Raw genomic sequence first — 18,690 nt, forward strand, 5'->3', positions numbered from 1 at the left:
CGGCTGCATCTCGCATACTGGACTCATGTATGGCAATGACGTCATCGACCCGAACGAACCGCTGAACGCGGCCGAGACCGCCGCCTACGACGCGGCGGCCGAGCACGAGGACCAGCGGGGCGGGCGGGACACCGTCGGTGGCGACTTCGACGCGCTGCTCGCGGCCGACCAGCGCATCGAGCCCCGCGACGCGATGCCGGACGAGTACCGCGAGACGCTGATCCGCCAGATCGCCCAGCACGCGCACTCCGAGATCATCGGTATGCAGCCCGAGGGCAACTGGATCACGCGCGCGCCGTCGCTGCGCCGCAAGGCCATCCTCATCGCCAAGGTGCAGGACGAGGCCGGCCACGGGCTCTACCTCTACTCCGCGGCCGAGACGCTCGGCATCGACCGGCAGGAGCTGCTCGAGCGGCTCCACGACGGCAAGCAGAAGTACTCCTCGATCTTCAACTACCCGACGCTGACGTGGGCCGACTGCGGCGCCATCGGCTGGCTCGTCGACGGTGCGGCGATCATGAACCAGGTGCCGCTGTGCCGGTGCTCCTACGGCCCGTACGCCCGCGCCATGATCCGCGTGTGCAAGGAGGAGTCCTTCCACCAGCGGCAGGGCTTCGAGATCCTCTGGAACCTCATGCGCGGCACCGAGTCCCAGAAGGCGATGGCCCAGGACGCCGCCGACCGCTGGTGGTGGCCGGCGCTCGCGATGTTCGGTCCGCCCGACACCGGTGACGCTGCCAAGGGTGGCCACACCGAGCAGTCGATGGCCTGGGGCATCAAGCGGTTCAGCAACGACGACCTCCGCCAGAAGTTCGTCGACATGACCGTCCCGCAGGCCCAGAAGCTCGGCCTCACCCTGCCCGACCCCGACCTGCGCTGGAACGAGGAGCGCGGCCACTGGGACTTCGGCCAGATCGACTGGGACGAGTTCTGGCAGGTGCTGCGCGGCGACGGCCCGTGCAACGCCGAGCGCATCGAGCACCGCCGCCGGGCCCACGACGAAGGTGCCTGGGTGCGCGAGGCCGCCAACGCGTACGCCACCAAGCAGGCCGCCCGCGAGCGGGAGCAGCAGCAGAAGGAGAGTGCCGCGTGAGCGGAGCCACCACCCCGACCACCGGTGCCGGGGCCCCGTCCGAGCCTGCCCAGGGGGAGCGCAGCTGGCCCCTCTGGGAGGTGTTCGTTCGCGGCAAGCGCGGACTGTCGCACGTGCACGTCGGCTCGCTCCACGCGCCCGACGCCGAGCTCGCGCTGCGCAACGCCCGCGACGTCTACACCCGCCGCCAGGAGGGTGTCTCGATCTGGGTCGTCAAGGCCGACGACGTCACCGCGAGCAGCCCGTCCGAGAAGGACTCCTTCTTCGACCCGGCCGGCGACAAGATCTACCGGCACCCGACCTTCTACGACGTGCCCGAGGATGTCGAGTACCTGTGAGCACCTCAGCCAGCTCGCCCTCGACCGACACCGGCACCACGCCGGTCACCGAGCCGGTCACCGGCGCGGTGAGCTCTGCCTCGGAGTCCGCGCACCGTGAGTCCCTGCCCGGCGCCGCCGAGAACACCGGCGCCGCCCCCGGGGCCAAGCCGTACGCCGCCTACCTCCTCGGGCTCGCCGACGACGCCATGGTCTACGCCCAGCGCCTCGGCGAGTGGATGACGAACGCGCCGCAGATCGAGGAGGACATGGCGCTCGGGAACATCGCGCTCGATCTCCTCGGTCAGGCGCGTGGGCTCTACCCCTACATCGGCTCCATCGACGGCACCGGTCGCGGCGAGGACGACTACGCCATGCAGCGCGACGAGCGGGAGTGGCACAACGTCCACCTCGTCGAGCAGGAGCGCGGTGACTTCGCCGACGAGATGGCCCGGCTGCTCTGGTTCTCCGCCTACCAGGTCGAGCTGCACACGTCCCTGACCGGCTCGGGCGACGACGTCGTGGCGGGCGTCGCGGGCAAGGCCCTCAAGGAGGTTCGCTACCACCTCGACCACGCCTCGCTCTGGGTCGTGCGCCTCGGCGACGGCACCGCAGAGTCCCACCGACGCATGCAGGCGGCGCTCGAGCGCGTGCTGCCGCATCTCGCCGAGCTCTTCGACGACGACGAGGCCTCGGTGCTCGCGGCCGACCTCGAGGTCGGCGTGCTGCCCTCGACCCTCCATGACGCCGTCGTGGCCCGGGTCGCGCACGTCGTCGAGCAGGGGACCCTGACGCTGCCCGACGGCTCGCGGTGGCGCTCGCGCGGAGGTCGTGCCGGCATCCACTCGCGTCCCATGGGCTCGCTCCTGGCCGAGATGCAACACATCGCACGGTCGCATCCCGGCGCGACGTGGTGAACGCCGTGGCCGTGGAGTCCGCTGTCGCAGAGGCGATCTCGCGCATCCCGGACCCCGAGGTGCCCGTCATCAGCATCGCCGACCTCGGCATCCTGCGAGACGTCGACGTCGACGAGCAGGCGCACACGGTCGCCGTGACGATCACCCCGACCTACAGCGGGTGCCCCGCCATGGAGGCGATCGCGTCACGCATCGTCTTCGAGGCCGCACGTCAGGGGTATGCCGCCGACGTCCGCACGCAGCTGTCGCCGGCGTGGACGACCGACTGGATGAGCGACGAAGGGCGAGCGGCACTGCTGCGCTTCGGGATCGCGCCCCCCGGCGCGGTGCCGGTGGGGGAGCCGCACGGTCCCGTGGCCGTGACCCTGAGCCGCCACGTCGTCGCCTGCCCCCGCTGCGGCTCCGCCGACACGACCGAGATCGCCCACTTCGGCTCGACCGCGTGCAAGGCCCTGCGCCGCTGCAACGCGTGCCTCGAGCCCTTCGACGAGTTCAAGGCCATCTGAATGACCGACGTCTCCACCCCGACCGCAGCCGATCCCGCCGCGGACACGGCCCCTGCCCAGGCCACGAGCGCCCGACACCGCGCGCGTTTCCACCCGCTGACCGTCTCGTCGGTCGAGCGCCTCACGGACGAGGCCGTCGCCGTCACCTTCGCCGTGCCCGAGGACCTCGTCGACGAGTTCGTCTTCGAGGCCGGCCAGCACCTGACGCTCCGCGCCGAGATCCGCGGTGAGGACGTGCGCCAGTCCTACTCGATCTGCCAGTCACGCCGGGCCGACCCGGCCGGGCGCAGCCTGCGGGTCGCGGCCGCGCGCGTGCCCGAGGGTCGCATGTCGAACTGGCTCAACGACGGCGTCTCGCCCGGCGCCGTCGTCGAGGTCATGACCCCGCAGGGGTCCTTCACGTGCCCGACCCGGCCGGACGGCATACGCCATCACGTCGCGATCGCGGCCGGCTCGGGCATCACGCCCGTCATCTCGCTGCTGACCACGGCGCTGGAGGAGGAGCCCGGGTCGCGCGCGACGCTGCTCTTCGGCAACCGGCGCACCAGCTCGATCATGTTCCTCGAGGAGCTCGAGGACCTCAAGAACCGCTTCCCGGGGCGCTTCCACCTCGTCAACGTCCTGTCCCGGGAGGCCCAGGACGTCGAGCTCTTCCACGGGCGGCTCGACAGCGAGCGGCTCGAGGCGATCTTCGGCACGCTGCTGCCGGTCGGATCCGTCGACGAGTGGTATCTCTGCGGGCCGTTCGGCATGGTCACCGGCGCCGAGGCGCTGCTCACCGGGCGCGGCGTCGACCCGCGGCACATCCACCACGAGATCTTCCACGTCGACGACGGCACGGAGCCGAGGCGCAAGGTCGTCGTCGACGCCGGCGCACCGCCCGAGGCCACGGTCACGGTGAACCTCGACGGCCGCACGACGGTCATCCCGATGCCGAGCCGCGAGGAGACGATCCTCGACGCGACCCTGCGCGCCCGGCCCGACGCGCCCTACTCGTGCACGGGCGGCGTGTGCGGCACCTGTCGTGCCCGGCTCGTCTCGGGCGAGGTCCGGATGGACCGCAACTACGCGCTCGAACCCGAGGAGGTGGCAGCCGGCATCGTGCTCGCCTGCCAGAGCCACCCGGTCACCGACGAGGTCAGCCTCGACTACGACGCCTGACCGCGGCGGGACACGTCCGCTGTGTGCACCGATCGGTGCCAGGGCCCCGGTGGGTGCACACAGTGGGAGGTCAGGCTGCGGTCCGCCTGACCGAGGAGCACCCCCGTCTACGGCACGGCCGCACCGATCCCCGCCACCCTCGGACGCGCAGCAGGTCGCCGACCTCTGCCGCGAGCTCACAGGGAGTGACTGCCACGTCGGTCCAGAAGACCCGAACCGTGACCCGTCCCAGCCGCGCCGAGCCTCGATCACGGATGCCGTCGCGGACCCGTGCGGCCCACCCGTCGTGCCCGAGCCTCCCGTCCACCTCGAGCACGACCTGTTCGGCTTCGTAGAGGTTGTCGCAGCGACGGCCCGACCCGATGTGGTGCTGCCGCAGGGCGCTGGGAAGACCGTGTGCGCGCTCGACGTCGCGGATGTAGCGCACCTCGGCGGCGCTCTCCGCGCCGGTGCCCACGTCGGTGAGGCACTCCCGGAGCAGGGCGCGGTGCGTCTGGTCCGGTCGGCCCTCGAGCGCCTTCGCGAGTCGGGCCTCGTCGGTCAGTCGCTGCTGGCACGCTCGAGCGGCAAGGGCCAGCACCCGATCCAGAGGTGTGCGCATGCCGAGGTCGAGAACCGTGTGCTCGACTGCGGTCCGATGCGGCCACGCCCAGTCGTCGATGCGCTCGTCGAAGCGTCTCGACCGCATGACCTCGATGCCGTCGCGCGTGCTCGCCCGACGACCGGCCGGGACGATGAGGTGGACCGACTCCGGTTCGCGCCGTTCCAGCCCCCAGGCCAGTGCTGCGCTCGGTCCGGAGAGGGCCGCGGGGCGCCCGACGAAGAGCAGGGCGGCGACGGCCCGGACCTCCCAGTCGTCCCGGCCCGGGGTGGTGAGGTAGACCCCCGGGTGCGACGTGGTCCAACGGCCGGACGCGATGGCCCACCGGATGGCCTCGCCACCGATCCCCGCCGCCAAGGCCTGGCCACGGCTGATGAGACCGGCCTGACCTGACACCTGGGCCCGGAGCCGGGGCGACTCCTCGATGACACGGTCGGCGAGCACGCGACCATGGTGCCGACTCATCGCGCCGCCCCGCTCCCGCCGTGCACAGGCAGTCCTCTCGAGAGGCTGGTGTGTGCACGGATCGTGGCCCTGACACCGATCCGTGCACACACGACGGTGCGTCGGGGGCGGCATTCGGCGGTGGGGTCGGGGGGCGGGGTTAGGCTGCGGATCGTGCGGCAGTACCTCGATCTCCTCGACCACGTCCTGACCCACGGTCAGGCGAAGTCCGACCGGACGGGCACGGGCACGCTCAGCGTGTTCGGCCACCAGATGCGCTTCGACCTCGCCGACGGATTCCCGGCCGTGACGACGAAGAAGCTGCACCTGCGCTCGATCATCGGCGAGCTGCTGTGGTTCCTGCGCGGCGACACCAACGTGCGCTGGCTCCAGGAGCGCGGGATCTCGATCTGGGACGAGTGGGCCGACCCCGCCACAGGCGACCTCGGCCCGATCTACGGCTACCAGTGGCGATCGTGGCCCACGCCCGACGGCCGACGCGTCGACCAGATCGCCAAGGTCATCGAGCAGATCCGCACCAACCCCGACAGCCGCCGCCTCATCGTCTCGGCCTGGAACGTCGCCGACGTCGACGACATGGCCCTGCCGCCGTGCCACACGATGTTCCAGTTCTACGTCTCGCCGCCCGGACCCGACGGCCGCCGGCGCCTCTCGTGCCAGCTCTACCAGCGCAGCGCCGACATCTTCCTCGGCGTGCCGTTCAACATCGCGAGCTACGCCCTGCTGACGCAGATGGTCGCCCAGCTGACCGACCTCGAGCCGGGGGAGTTCGTGCACACGCTCGGCGACGCGCACCTCTACCTCAACCACCTCGACCAGGCCCGCCTGCAGCTGACCCGCACACCGCACGCGCTCCCGACGATGCGCATCACGCCGGGCAAGACGAACATCGACGACTTCGACCTCGACGACTTCGAGCTCGTCGACTACGTCGCCGATCCGGGCATCAGGGCCCCCATCGCCGTCTGAGCGGCCCGAGTCTGGGAGCCTTGGCGCCATGACCACCGCGCTGCCGAACGTGACGATGATCGCCGCCGTCGGACGCAACGGCGTCATCGGTGACGGGCTGACGATGCCGTGGCACCTGTCCGAGGACCTCAAGTTCTTCAAGCGCACGACGATGGGCCACCCGATGGTCATGGGCCGCCGCACGTTCGACTCGATGGGCGGGCTCCCCGGCCGGCGCAGCGTCGTCGTCACCCGCCAGCGCGACTGGAGCGCTCCCGGCGTCGAGGTCGCGCACTCCCTCCCCGAGGCGCTCGCGCTCGTGGCCGAGGCCGAGCAGGTCTTCGTCGTCGGCGGGGGAGAGATCTACCGACAGGCGATGGCGTATGCCGTCCGCCTCCTCGTGACGGACGTCGACCAGTCCCCGGAGGGCTCGGTCACCTTCCCAGCCATCGACCCGGACCTCTGGACCGAGACCGCCCGCGACGAGCAGCCCGGTTTCGCCTGGGTCATCTACGAGCGGCGCGGCTGACACGGCATACGCGACCACTCGAAAGAAAGCCCGGATCGGGCTGTAACGCCCGGGCGAACCCGCCGATATAGGAGGTGGCGAGGCACTACTCGGACCCCCGAGCGAGTCGTGCCTCGCCTCTTTCGTGCCCGCGGCGAACCGGCCCGGGTCTCCGGCGTGGGCGTGGCGTCGTGAGCGAGGGCCCGGGCGCTAACCTTGGCCTCATGGCTGACGCACCCGCCCTCGGACGTGTTCTCTCGGCGATGGTCACGCCCATGCGGCCCGATGGCTCGATCGACCTCGACGCCGCGCAGCGGGTCGCGGCCCACCTCGTCGACGCCGGTCACGACGGCCTCGTCGTCTCGGGCACGACCGGCGAGTCGCCCACCACCTCGTCCGACGAGAAGGACGAGCTGCTCCGCGCCGTCATCGAGGCCGTCGGCGACCGCTGCGTCGTCATCGCGGGCGCCGGCAGCAACGACACCGCCAAGAGCGTCGAGGCGGTGCGCCACGCGCAGAAGGCCGGCGCCGACGCGGTGCTCGCCGTGACGCCGTACTACAACAAGCCCCCGCAGGCCGGCCTCGTCGCCCACTTCACGGCCCTCGCCGACGCGAGCGACCTGCCCGTCATGGTCTACGACATCCCCGGCCGCTCGGGCATCGCCATCGCACGCGAGACCTACCTGCGCATCGCCGAGCACGACCGCATCGCCGCCGTGAAGGACGCCCGCGGTGACCTCTGGTTCGCGAGCGAGATGATGCAGGCTACGGGCCTCGACTGGTACTCCGGCGACGACGCCATGAACCTCGGCCACTTCCTCAACGGGGCCGTCGGCTTCGTCGGCGTCACGTCCCAGGTGGCCCCGGCGGCCTACCGGGAGATGGCCGACGCCGTCGTCGACGGGCGCTGGGACGACGCCCGAGCCGTGCACCGACGCCTCACCCCGATCGTCAACGCCGTCATGAACGTCACCCAGGGCGCCATCATGGCCAAGGCCGGCCTCGCCGAGCAGGGCATCATCGAGTCGACGGCCGTGCGGCTGCCGCTCGTGCCCGCCGACGAGGAGCAGACCGCCCTCGTCCGGGCCGCTCTCGCCGCTCTCGCCGCCACCGCGGCCCACCCAGCGGTCGGATGACCGCCCCGCTGACCTCTGACCGGAGCCCCCGACGGCCCGGCAGCACCACCGAATGACAGGACACCTGTGAGCCACCCCCACCCCGAGCTGACCACGCCGCCAGCCCTCCCCGACAACGGCCTGAGGGTCGTCGCGCTCGGAGGGCTCGGCGAGGTCGGCCGCAACATGGCCGTGCTGGAGACGAAGGGCAAGCTGCTCGTCATCGACTGCGGCGTGCTCTTCCCCGAGGACCACCACCCCGGAGTCGACCTCATCCTGCCGGACTTCACCTACATCGCCGACCGGCTCGACGACATCGAGGCCATCGTCCTCACCCACGGCCACGAGGACCACATCGGCGCCGTGCCCTACCTGCTCAAGCTCAAGGGCGACATCCCGATCATCGGCTCGACCCTGACCCTGGCGCTCGTCGAGGCCAAGCTCAAGGAGCACCGGATCCGTCCGTACTCCATGGCCGTCAAGGAGGGCCAGCGCGAGAAGCTCGGCGTCTTCGACCTCGAGTTCGTCGCGGTCAACCACTCGATCCCCGACGCGCTCGCCGTCTTCGTGCGCACCGAGGCCGGCACGCTGCTGCACACCGGCGACTTCAAGATGGACCAGCTGCCGCTCGACGGTCGCCTCACCGACCTGCGTGCCTTCGCCCGTCTCGGCGAGGAGGGCGTCGACCTCTTCCTCACCGACTCGACGAACGCCGACGTCCCCGGCTTCACGACGCCCGAGCTCGAGATCGCTCCGGCCATCGACAAGGTCTTCCGCCACGCCCAGCGCCGCGTCATCGTCGCCTGCTTCAGCAGCCACGTGCACCGCGTGCAGCAGGTTCTCGACGCCGCGGAGAAGGCCGGCCGCAAGGTCGCCATGGTCGGGCGCTCGATGGTGCGCAACATGGGCATCGCCGCCGAGCTCGGCTACCTCCGCGTGCCCGACGGCATCCTCATCGACATCAAGAAGATCGACAGCCTGCGCGACGACGAGCTCGTCCTCATCTGCACCGGCTCCCAGGGCGAGCCGATGGCGGCCCTCTCGCGGATGGCGAACCGCGAGCACCGCATCGACGTCGGCCCCGGCGACACGGTGCTGCTCGCGAGCAGCCTCATCCCCGGCAACGAGAACGCCGTCTACCGCATCATCAACGGCCTCATGCGCCTCGGCGCCAACGTCGTGCACAAGGGCAATGCCAAGGTGCACGTCTCGGGCCACGCCAGCGCGGGCGAGCTGCTCTACTGCTACAACATCGTCAAGCCGCGCAACGTCCTTCCCGTGCACGGCGAGTGGCGGCACATGTATGCCAACGCCCAGCTCGCCATCGCCTCCGGCGTCCACGAGGACAACGTCGTGCTCGCCGAGGACGGCGTCGTCGTCGACCTCGTCAACGGGGTCGCCGAGGTGACCGGTGTCGTCGAGTGCGGCTACGTCTACGTCGACGGCAGCAGCGTGGGCGGCGCCGACGAGGCGCTGCTCAAGGACCGCCGGATCCTGCGCGACGAGGGTTTCATCACCTGCGTCGTCGTGCTCGACGCGGCCACCGGCAAGATCGCGAGCGGCCCGGAGATCACGGCCCGCGGGTTCGTCGAGGACGACGAGATCTTCCAGCAGGTCATCCCCAAGGTCGAGCGGGCCATCGAGGAGGCCGTCGCCAAGGGTGTCCGCGACGACCAGCAGCTCCAGCAGGTCATCCGGCGCGCTGTCGGCTCGTGGGTCGGTGGCAAGATCCGCCGCCGGCCGATGATCATCCCGGTCGTGCTGCAGGCCTGACGTGACGGTGCAGGAGGCCGACCGGGGGCACCTCGACAGCGACGACGGCCACGACGGGCCCTCCGGTCGTCCGGGGGAGCCCGCCGAGTCGTCGACGCGGGAGCCGGCCGGGCGTCGTCCCCGCCGGCGCTGGGTCGACGTCGTCATCGGCGTCGTCCTGCTCGGGCTCGTCGCCGTCGGGGCGCTGCGCTGGTACGACTCGACGGCATACGTCGTCGTCGTGCTCCAGACGGCTGGGCCCTTCGTCGTCATCGGCCTGGGCCTGCTCGCCGTGGCGACGCTCGTGCTACGGCGGTGGTGGATGCTCGTCCCCGTCGTCGTCGCGCTCGTCGTGGCGGCGACGGTCGCGGCGCCGGCCTTCCGGGCCACCTCCTCGCCGAAGGCCGACCGCGACCTCACGGTCATGTCGGCCAACGTCTGGATCGGGTCGGCCAACGCCGGCCAGCTCATGGACGCCGTGCGCTTTCACTCCGTCGACGTCCTCGTGCTCACCGAGGCGACGCCCGCGATCCTGCGGCGGCTCGACGCCGAAGGGGCGGCCGACTACTTCAGCCAGCGGGAGGGCGTCGCCCGGGCCAGCACCTACACGGGGACGATGGTCCTGTCGCGCTACCCGCTCTCGGTGCGCAGCCTCGGCACCGACCCGGCGCTCGAGGGCACCCGAAGCGTCCAGCCCGAGGTCGACGTGACCGTGCCCAACGGCACGGTGCGTCTCAAGGTCGCCCATCCCACGGCGCCCTTGCGCGGTGACACCGTCGAGTGGCGCGCGGGCCTGCGGGCGCTCCAGTCGTGGAAGCAGCGTCTCGACGGCGACGAGCTCCTCGTCATGGCCGGCGACTTCAACGCCGGCTTCGGCCACCCCGGCTTCCGCGACCTCGCCGCGGGCCTCGACGACGCGCAGCGCACCGACGGACAGGGGTGGGTGCGCACCTGGCCCTTCGCGGGCAACCGGCTTCCGGCCTTCGTCCAGCTCGACCACCTGCTGAGCCGCGGCCTCACGGTCGTCGAGGCCGGGCAGGTGGCTCTCAATCGCGCCGACCACGCCGCGGTCTGGGCGAGCTACGCCCTGCCGGCGCGCTGACCCGACCCTGAGCGTTCGAGCGCACCGATCGCGCGCCCGCGCCGGCGCACGGACCCGCTCAGCGGCGTACGCCCGCGGTCACCATGGTCGCTCGACCTCGACGTCGCGCGGGTCGGTGCCCTCGAGCGCCCATCCGGTCTCCGTGAGCGACCACTCCGCGTCGGTGCCCTGCTCGACGAGCCGCGCGACGGCGGCGACGAGCCGCTCGACGCCCTCGAGCGTGCTGCCGAGGCCGATGCTGGCGCGGACCGCGGTGGCGGAACGCTCGCCCCACGGGTCCTCGAGGAGCTCGTCGACGAGCAGGTGGGCGCAGAACTTGCCGTCCCGCACGCCGATGCCGTGCTCGACGGAGAGGACCTGCGACACGAGCGAGGAGTCCCAGCCGTCGATGGTGAAGGCGACGACGCCGACCCGGTCGCTGTCGTCACCGAAGATCGACAGGACCTCGACGCCCGCGACGTCGTCGAGTCCGGCGCGGAGCCGCTCGAGGAGGCGGGTCTCGTGCTCCTCGATGGCGTCGCGGTGCCGGCTGATCGTCGAGCAGGCCGCGGCGAGGGCGATGGCTCCGATGACGTTGGGGCTGCCGCCCTCGTGGCGCGCCGGCCCGGTCGCCCATGTGGTGCCGTCCTCGGTCACCGAGCGCGTCGCGCCGCCACCGAGCAGGTAGGGGTTGCCGGCGTCGAGCCAGTCGGAGCGCCCGGCGAGGACGCCCGCGCCGTAGGGGGCGTACGTCTTGTGCCCCGAGAACGCGACGTAGTCGGCGTCCCACGCGGCGAGGTCGATGGTGCGGTGCGCCGAGAGCTGGGCCGCGTCGACGGCGATCCGGGCGCCGTGCTCGTGCGCCAGGGTGGCGAAGCGCTCGACCGGCCAGACCTCTCCCGTCACGTTCGAGGCGGCCGCGACGACGACGAGGCGGTGGCGCGACGGGTGGTCGGTCAGCGCCTCCTCGAGCAGGGCGTGCGCGTCCTCGACGGTCTGCGGGACGGGGAGGCGCACGGTGCGGAAGCGGCCCCAGGGCAGCAGGGTCGAGTGGTGCTCGGTGCCGAAGACGAAGACCGTCGTGCGGCTAGGCAGCGCCTTGCTCAGCAGGGCCCACGAGTCGGTCGTCGTCCGGGTGAAGATGACGGAGTCGCCCTCACGCGCGCCGACGAAGGCGGCGACCTCGGCGCGGGCCTGCTCGTACCACGCGCTCGTCAGCCGCGAGGCGAACCCGGCGCCGCGGTGCACGGAGGAATAGGTCTCGAGGGCGCGGTCGACGGCCGCCTGGACCGTCTCGAGCGCCGGCGTCGAGGCCGCGTGGTCGAGGTTGGCGTATGCCGTGTCGCCGTGGAGCGTGGGCACGCGCAGTCCCGCGCCGACGACGGTGGGCAGGGTGCGCGCCTCGGGCACGACGTGCAGGGCGCGGGTGCGCACGACGGGTGCGGGGGAGCCGCCACAGAGGGAGGCCGCTGGGTGCGTCGAGGGAAGGACCGACATGGGAGTGCTCCTGGGTCATGGGACCCACCCGGTGCAGGTCCGCGCTTGCCGACCTCGATCACACGTTCAGACCGAGGGTGGCCTGGTCGTCACCCGGAGCACCCCACCGCGGAGGAGGGTTGCTGGCCAGCGAGCCGGGGCTTGTCACTGGCACTCATGACCTGCGCACGACGATAAAGGGGTCGGTCACCGGCTGTCCACCGGTCGGTCCCCGGGTGTCGCGATCTGAGACGCCGACCCCGCCGGGGACCTCGCGGGACGGTGGCGGGCGCGCCCACGGCATACGGCAGCCGCGTCCGACTGGTCAGCCCTGTTGCGCGTGTGACGCGTGAGTTCAGCGGTGCGTTGACGTACGGTGCGAGCATGGCGTCACGTCCGTCCACCAGCCAGCGCTCGAGCTCCGCCGCGGCCACCCGCGCCAAGGGGTCCGCGGGCAGCGCCTCGTCACGCCCTCCCGCAGCCCGGGGCGGCCGGCCCGCGCAGCGCAAGCCCGCGGCCCGCAAGCCCGCCGCCAAGGCCGCGTCCAAGACGCGGGGCGGAGGCCTCCCCTTCCCGTTCGGCGCGATGCGCAACACCTGGATGGGCGTCTCGCACATGGCCGGGGGAGCGGTGCGCCGCGTCGGGCACAGCGCCGCCGACCTCGAGCCGGAGCACCGCCGCGACGGCATCGGCTTCGCGCTCATCGCGCTCGCCGTGGTCGTCGCCGCGCGTGAGTGGTGGGGCGTCTCCGGCGCCTTCGGCCAGGTGGTGCACGCCGTCTTCGCCGGCACCTTCGGCCGCGTCGCCTACGCCGTCCCGCTCGTGCTGCTCGCCCTCGGCCTGCGCATGCTTCGAGCTCCCCAGGACGACGCGGCGACCAACCGCGTCGTCGTCGGCACCATCGCCCTGACCTTCGCCGCGTGCGGTCTGTCGCACCTTGCCGACGGCATCCCCAACCCGCCCGACGGCGCCGACGGCATGCGTGCCGCCGGCGGCATCCTCGGCTTCCTCGCCTCGAGCCCGCTCGCGGCGGCCGTCTCGACCTACGGGGCGCTCGTCCTGCTCGTCCTGCTCGGTCTCTTCGGCCTGCTCGTCATCACGGCGACGCCGGTCAACATGATCCCGACCCGCCTGCGCCAGCTGCGCGCCCTCGTCATCGACCGCGACCACGTCGACGAGCAGCCCGACGAGGCGCTCGACGCCCCTGCCGCAGCGGTGAAGCGCGCGCGCCGCAAGGCCGTCGACCTCGCCGACCGCGACGGCGACGAGGCGTTCCGCCAGGCCGCGCAGAAGGCCCTCGAGGACGAGGCGACCACGCAGCTGCGACCCGGCGAGAAGCGCCCGACGCCTCCCGGGCTGCTGGCTCCCCGTCCCGGCGGCGAGAAGGGCGGGGAGAAGGTCATCGACGCCACCGACCCGAAGACCCTCGTGGCGCCCGACACGAGCAAGGTCGGACCCAAGGCCGAGCTCATCCCCCCGCCCATGTCCGACCTGCCGGCTCGCGTCGAGCAGCTCAGTCTCGGCGGCGACATCACCTACCAGCTGCCCGACCACGCGATGCTGACGCCGGGGCCGCCGCACAAGACGCGCAGCGAGACCAACGACCGCGTCGTCGAGTCGCTGACCAACGTCTTCGACCAGTTCGACATCGACGCCGCCGTCACGGGGTTCACCCGCGGCCCGACGGTCACGCGCTACGAGGTCGAGCTCGGCTCGGGCACCAAGGTCGAGCGCGTCACCGCGCTCTCCAAGAACATCGCGTATGCCGTCGCCTCGGCCGACGTGCGCATCCTCAGCCCCATCCCGGGCAAGTCCGCCATCGGCATCGAGATCCCGAACCTCGACCGCGAGAACGTGTCCCTCGGCGACGTGCTGCGCAGCAACACGGCCCGCACCAACGAGCACCCGATGGTCATGGGTGTCGGCAAGGACGTCGAGGGCGCCTACGTCATCGCCAACCTCGCGAAGATGCCGCACCTGCTCGTCGCGGGCGCCACCGGATCGGGCAAGTCGAGCTTCGTCAACTCGATGATCACCTCGATCCTCATGCGCTCGACGCCCGAGGAGGTCCGGATGATCCTCGTCGACCCGAAGCGCGTCGAGCTGACGGCCTACGAAGGCATCCCGCACCTCATCACGCCGATCATCACCAACCCCAAGAAGGCCGCCGAGGCCCTCGCGTGGGTCGTCAAGGAGATGGACCAGCGCTACGACGACCTCGCGGCGTTCGGCTTCAAGCACGTCGACGACTTCAACAAGGCGGTCCGCGCCGGCAAGGTCAAGCCGCTGCCGGGCTCGGAGCGCCAGATCACGACCTACCCGTACCTCCTCGTCGTCGTCGACGAGCTCGCCGACCTCATGATGGTCGCCCCGCGCGACGTCGAGGAGTCGGTGGTGCGCATCACCCAGCTCGCCCGTGCCGCCGGCATCCACCTCGTCCTCGCGACGCAGCGTCCGTCGGTCGACGTCGTCACGGGCCTCATCAAGGCCAACGTCCCCTCGCGCATGGCGTTCGCGACGTCCTCGCTCGCGGACTCCCGCGTCGTGCTCGACCAGCCCGGCGCCGAGAAGCTCATCGGCCAGGGTGACGCGCTCTTCCTGCCGATGGGCGCGAGCAAGCCGATGCGTGTCCAGGGCGCGTGGGTCAACGAGTCCGAGATCCACGAGGTCGTCAAGTTCGTCACGACCCAGCTCAAGCCCAACTACGTCGAGAACGTCACCGTCGCGGCGCCCAAGAAGCAGATCGACGACGACATCGGCGACGACCTCGACGTGCTGCTCCAGGCCACCGAGCTCGTCGTCACGACCCAGTTCGGCTCGACGTCGATGCTCCAGCGCAAGCTGCGCGTCGGCTTCGCCAAGGCCGGACGGCTCATGGACCTGCTCGAGTCGCGCGGCGTCGTCGGCCCGAGCGAGGGCTCCAAGGCCCGCGACGTGCTCGTGCGCCCGGACGACCTCGAGCAGACGCTCGCGCTGCTGCGCGGCGAGGACGTGCCGCACCCCAACGAGCCCGTCGACGCCGATGACCTCGCCGAGATCATCGAGCCCGCCGAGCCGTATGCCGCCCCGCCCGTCGACGTGGAGCCTGCCGAAGCGTCGGCCGGCTACGCCGAGGAGCCCGACGAGGAGGTCGCGCCGCAGCGCACGGCCTCGCTCGTCGCCGAGCGCGGTGAGCAGCGTGCCCACGAGGACGAGACCACCGCGGTCCCGATGGCGCGGTGGACGCCCGGCGACATGACGCGCACGGTCGACGAGCACGACGAGGAGTCCGAGGACGCCTGGAACCTCACCGACCGCGGCGGCCGAGAGCGCTACTGACCCCCGAGGGCCCGACACCCGACAGCCGCGAGTCCCGCCCGCCCCCGCGGTTCAGGGGTTGAAGCGGTAGCCGAGACCGGGCTCGGTGACGAGGTGGCGCGGGTTCGTCGGGTCGGGCTCGAGCTTGCGGCGCAGCTGGTTGGCGTAGACGCGCAGGTAGTTCGACTCGCGCCCGTACGAAGGGCCCCAGACGGCTCGGAGCAGGTCCTGCTGCTGGACGAGGTGACCGGGCTCGCGGCACAACGCCTCGAGCACCCGCCACTCGGTCGGCGTGAGACGGACGTCCTCGCCCTCGACGGTCGCCCTCCGCTCGGCGAAGTCGAGGACGAAGTGGTCGGTCACGACCGGCCCGAGGTGCCGGCCGAGGTCGCCGCCGCGGCGCACGGCCGCGCGCACCCGAGCGAGGAGCTCCTCGACGCCGAAGGGCTTCGTGACGTAGTCGTCGGCACCGAGGTCGAGCGCCTCGATCTTGTCGTCGGACTCGTGACGTGCCGACAGGACGATGACCGGGACGACCGAGGCGGCGCGGATGCGGCGGAGCACCTCGGTGCCGTCGAGGTCGGGCAGCCCGAGGTCGAGGATGACGACGTCGGGTGCGTCCTCGAGCACCGACTGAACCGCGGTGCGACCGTCGGCGGCCGTGACGACCTCGTTGCCGTGGGCCCGCAGCGCGATCGTCAGGGTGCGCTGCAGCCGCGGGTCGTCGTCGACGACGAGCACTCGGGTCACGCGTCCTCCTTCGTCTCGGCAGGCTCGGCAGGCTCGGCAGGCTCGGCAGGCTCGGCAGGCTCGGCAGGCTCGGCAGGCTCGGCAGGCCCGGCCGGCTCGGTCGAGGTGATGCGGTCAGCCACGTCGGTGCCGTCATCACCTCGAACCGAGGGGACCGTCGGGGTGAGGGGCAGCTCGACGACCATCGTGAGGCCACCGCCGGGGGTGTCCTCCGGGACGAGCGAGCCGCCCAGCACGGTCATCAGTCCCCGGGCGACGGCCAGGCCGAGGCCGAGGCCGTCGCCCTGCGGGGCGTCCCCGGCCCGCTGGAACGCAGCGAAGATGCGCTCCTTGTCGGCATCGGACACGCCCGGTCCGCGGTCGATGACCCTCAGCTGCACGGTGTCTCCGATCCGGCCTGCCGTGAGGCGCACCTCTGCGTCGCCGCTGTGCCTCAGGGCGTTCTCGACGACGTTGGCGAGCACGCGGTCGAGCAGTCCCAGGTCGGTCCGCACGAGGGGGAGGTCCGGCTCGAGGTCGACCTCGACGCGCTGGGGGGCGGAGGTGGTGCGCACCGTCGACACCACGGCGTCGAGCAGGTCGATCGAGTGGTGGTGCGCGCGCACGGCACCGGTCTCGAGCCGGGACAGGTCGAGGAGGTTGCCGATGAGGGCGTCGAGGCGGTCCGCGCTCTCCTCGATCGACTCGAGCAGCTCTGCCTCGTCGTCGGCCGTCAGGTCGAGACCGGACTGGCGCAGCGTGGAGACCCCCGCCTTGATGCTCGCGAGGGGCGTGCGCAGATCGTGCGAGACGGCGGCGAGCAGGGTCGTGCGCGCGGCGTTGTCGCGGGCGAGCCCGGCCGCCTCGCGCGCGGCCCGGACGAGCTGCTCGCGTCCGTGCAGGATCGCGGCGTGGGTGGCGTACGCGTTGACGACGCGCTGGTCCTCTGCCGCCACGGGCGGTCCGTCGAGCAGCAGGTGGACACCGTCGTCGACGGTGATGTCCAGAGCCCACACGGCGCCGGCCGGGAGCACGGTGCCCGCGGGCAGGTGGGGGTCGGTCGAGGCGACGACGGTCGATGGCTGGTCCGGGTGCGACTCGGTGAGCACGGCAGCGCGCATGCCGAGGTCGTCGCGCGCACGGTCGAGCAGGGCCGGCAGGGGTCGCGGCTCGGCGAGCAGGTCGCGACTCATCGCGGCGAGCGCCGACGACTCGCGCTCGGCCGAGACCGCCTGCTCGGTGCGCCGGGCTGCGACGTTGACGACCGACGAGACCGCCATGGCCACGAGCACGAAGACGGCGAGAGCCAGGGCGTTGGGTGGGTCACTGATGGTGAGCGTGCCCCGTGGCTCGGTGAAGAACCAGTTGACGACGAGCGAGCCGACGACGGCGCAGAAGAGCGCCGGCCAGATGCCACCCACGAGGGCGCACACGACGGTCAGCGCGAGGTAGAGGAGCAGGTCGAGCGAGAGCGTGTGCCCCTCCCGGGTGGCGACGAGCACGGCGGTCAGCCCGACGAGGGCGACGACGGCGAACAGCATCCCGCCGACGACCCGGCGGGCGGGCAGGCCAGTGGCGTTCCGGCGACGGCTGGCAACCTTCGACCCCTCGTGAGGAACCAGGTGGACGTCGATGTCGCCCGAGCCGTCGGCCACCTCGGAGGCGATGCTCGGACGCAGGATCTGCTGCCACCGGCCTCGCCGGCTGACGCCGACGACGATCTGCGTCGCGTTGACGCCGCGGGCGTGGTCGAGGATCGCCTCTGCGACGTCCTGGCCGGAGACGTCCTGGAACTCCGCCCCGAGGTCGCGAGCCAGTTGCCGCAGCCGAACCAGCACGGCAGGGTCGGTCGACGTGAGGCCCTCGGACGACCGGACGTGACAGGCGATGAGGTCACCGCCGGCCGCGCGGGTGGCGATGCGGGCACCTCGCCGGAGCAGCGTCTCGCTGCCGGCGCCGCCGGTCAGGGCCACGACGACGCGCTCGCGAGTCGGCCACTGCTCGCTGATGCCCTGGTCGGCCCGGTAGCGTTCGAGCGCCTCGTCGACCCGGTCCGCGAGCCACAGCAGCGCGATCTCGCGCAACGCGGAGAGGTTCCCCGTCCGGAAGTAGTTGGCGAGGGCGGCATCGACCTTGTCGGGTCCGTAGATGTTTCCGTGCGCCATCCGACGGCGCAGCGCCTCGGGTGACATGTCCACGAGCTCCACCTGGTCGGCCCGGCGCACGACCTCGTCGGGGACGGTCTCCTGCTGTCGGATGCCCGTGATCGACTCGACGACGTCGTTGAGCGACTCGAGGTGCTGGATGTTGACGGTCGAGATGACGTCGATGCCGGCCTCGAGGATCTCCTCGACGTCCTGCCAGCGCTTCTCGTGCCCGCCACGCGACGCGTCCCCGGCCCCGCCGCCCGACGGGGCGCCCGAGCCGGGGACGTTGGTGTGGGCGAGCTCGTCGACGAGGACCACGTGAGGGTGTCGGGCGAGGACCGCGGCGACGTCGAGCTCGGTGAGCCGGTTGCCGCGGTACTCGACCGTGCGACGAGGGAGGACCTCGAGGCCCTCGAGCATGGCCGCCGTGTGGGACCGCCCGTGCGTCTCGACGTAGCCGACGACGACGTCCGTGCCCCGCGAGAGGCGCCGGTGCGCCTCGTCGAGCATCGCGACCGTCTTGCCGACTCCGGGCGCGGCCCCGAGGTAGATCCGAAGCGACCCTCGACCCATGCGC

At 71.9% G+C, this 18,690-nt stretch carries 15 protein-coding genes and 1 riboswitch; of the genes, 11 read left to right on the forward strand and 4 right to left on the reverse strand.

The window, feature by feature from the left end:
• Window positions 1-25 precede the first annotated feature (25 nt).
• From paaA to paaE, 5 genes are read left to right on the forward strand one after another with little or no spacing between them, the layout of a single operon-like run.
• Entirely contained in the window at window positions 26-1,093 is a 1,068-nt protein-coding gene (gene paaA, locus ASE25_RS08725) for a 1,2-phenylacetyl-CoA epoxidase subunit PaaA (protein ID WP_056824802.1), read from the forward strand.
• On the forward strand, window positions 1,090-1,431 hold the full coding sequence (gene paaB / locus ASE25_RS08730; protein ID WP_056780265.1) for a 1,2-phenylacetyl-CoA epoxidase subunit PaaB: 342 nt from the start codon (window positions 1,090-1,092) through the stop codon (window positions 1,429-1,431). The genes paaA and paaB overlap by 4 nt, the downstream gene beginning before the upstream one ends.
• On the forward strand, window positions 1,428-2,327 hold the full coding sequence (gene paaC, locus ASE25_RS08735) for a 1,2-phenylacetyl-CoA epoxidase subunit PaaC (RefSeq protein ID WP_082622769.1): 900 nt from the start codon (window positions 1,428-1,430) through the stop codon (window positions 2,325-2,327). Before paaB ends, paaC begins: the two co-directional genes overlap by 4 nt.
• Window positions 2,324-2,833 carry a 1,2-phenylacetyl-CoA epoxidase subunit PaaD gene (paaD, locus tag ASE25_RS08740; protein ID WP_056824804.1) on the forward strand — a complete coding sequence of 170 codons (510 nt, stop codon included), beginning with the start codon at window positions 2,324-2,326 and terminating at the stop codon, window positions 2,831-2,833. Before paaC ends, paaD begins: the two co-directional genes overlap by 4 nt.
• Window positions 2,834-3,994, forward strand: coding sequence for a 1,2-phenylacetyl-CoA epoxidase subunit PaaE (paaE, locus tag ASE25_RS08745; RefSeq protein ID WP_056824808.1), 1,161 nt, complete (start codon window positions 2,834-2,836; stop codon window positions 3,992-3,994).
• Window positions 3,995-4,064: 70 nt separating this feature from the next.
• Here the strand turns inward: paaE and ASE25_RS08750 are convergent, their stop codons facing one another.
• Window positions 4,065-5,039 (reverse strand): type IV toxin-antitoxin system AbiEi family antitoxin domain-containing protein, encoded by a 975-nt coding sequence (locus ASE25_RS08750; protein WP_056824811.1) that lies wholly within the window; start codon window positions 5,037-5,039, stop codon window positions 4,065-4,067.
• A gap of 174 nt (window positions 5,040-5,213) precedes the next feature.
• On the opposite strand from ASE25_RS08750, the gene ASE25_RS08755 reads away from it, so the two are divergent.
• The 5 genes from ASE25_RS08755 to ASE25_RS08775 all read left to right on the forward strand — a co-directional run bounded on the left by ASE25_RS08755 (window position 5,214) and on the right by ASE25_RS08775 (window position 10,485).
• Window positions 5,214-6,029: a thymidylate synthase gene (locus ASE25_RS08755; RefSeq protein ID WP_056824814.1), complete on the forward strand. Its 816-nt coding sequence runs from the start codon at window positions 5,214-5,216 to the stop codon at window positions 6,027-6,029.
• Between the two features lie 28 nt (window positions 6,030-6,057).
• Complete coding sequence (locus tag ASE25_RS08760; RefSeq protein WP_056824817.1) at window positions 6,058-6,537, forward strand: dihydrofolate reductase; 480 nt, start codon at window positions 6,058-6,060, stop codon at window positions 6,535-6,537.
• A 203-nt stretch (window positions 6,538-6,740) separates the two neighbouring features.
• Complete coding sequence (dapA, locus tag ASE25_RS08765) at window positions 6,741-7,652, forward strand: 4-hydroxy-tetrahydrodipicolinate synthase (RefSeq protein WP_056824821.1); 912 nt, start codon at window positions 6,741-6,743, stop codon at window positions 7,650-7,652.
• Between the two features lie 66 nt (window positions 7,653-7,718).
• Entirely contained in the window at window positions 7,719-9,404 is a 1,686-nt protein-coding gene (locus tag ASE25_RS08770; RefSeq protein ID WP_056824824.1) for a ribonuclease J, read from the forward strand.
• 1 nt (window position 9,405) lies between these two features.
• On the forward strand, window positions 9,406-10,485 hold the full coding sequence (locus tag ASE25_RS08775; RefSeq protein ID WP_056780246.1) for an endonuclease/exonuclease/phosphatase family protein: 1,080 nt from the start codon (window positions 9,406-9,408) through the stop codon (window positions 10,483-10,485).
• Between the two features lie 78 nt (window positions 10,486-10,563).
• Here the strand turns inward: ASE25_RS08775 and ASE25_RS08780 are convergent, their stop codons facing one another.
• Window positions 10,564-11,961 carry an aminotransferase class V-fold PLP-dependent enzyme gene (locus ASE25_RS08780; protein ID WP_082622770.1) on the reverse strand — a complete coding sequence of 466 codons (1,398 nt, stop codon included), beginning with the start codon at window positions 11,959-11,961 and terminating at the stop codon, window positions 10,564-10,566.
• Between the two features lie 36 nt (window positions 11,962-11,997).
• Window positions 11,998-12,123: riboswitch (SAM riboswitch) on the reverse strand.
• 201 nt (window positions 12,124-12,324) lie between these two features.
• On the opposite strand from ASE25_RS08780, the gene ASE25_RS08785 reads away from it, so the two are divergent.
• Complete coding sequence (locus tag ASE25_RS08785) at window positions 12,325-15,258, forward strand: DNA translocase FtsK (RefSeq protein ID WP_056825681.1); 2,934 nt, start codon at window positions 12,325-12,327, stop codon at window positions 15,256-15,258.
• Window positions 15,259-15,309: 51 nt separating this feature from the next.
• Here the strand turns inward: ASE25_RS08785 and ASE25_RS08790 are convergent, their stop codons facing one another.
• Complete coding sequence (locus ASE25_RS08790; protein ID WP_056780244.1) at window positions 15,310-15,987, reverse strand: response regulator transcription factor; 678 nt, start codon at window positions 15,985-15,987, stop codon at window positions 15,310-15,312.
• Window positions 15,984-18,686, reverse strand: a complete 2,703-nt coding sequence (locus ASE25_RS08795; RefSeq protein WP_056824827.1) for a sensor histidine kinase KdpD — start codon at window positions 18,684-18,686, stop codon at window positions 15,984-15,986. Before ASE25_RS08795 ends, ASE25_RS08790 begins: the two co-directional genes overlap by 4 nt.
• Window positions 18,687-18,690: the final 4 nt, after the last annotated feature.

The organism is Terrabacter sp. Root85 (assembly GCF_001429185.1).
Taxonomy (GTDB): Bacteria; Actinomycetota; Actinomycetes; order Actinomycetales; family Dermatophilaceae; genus Terrabacter.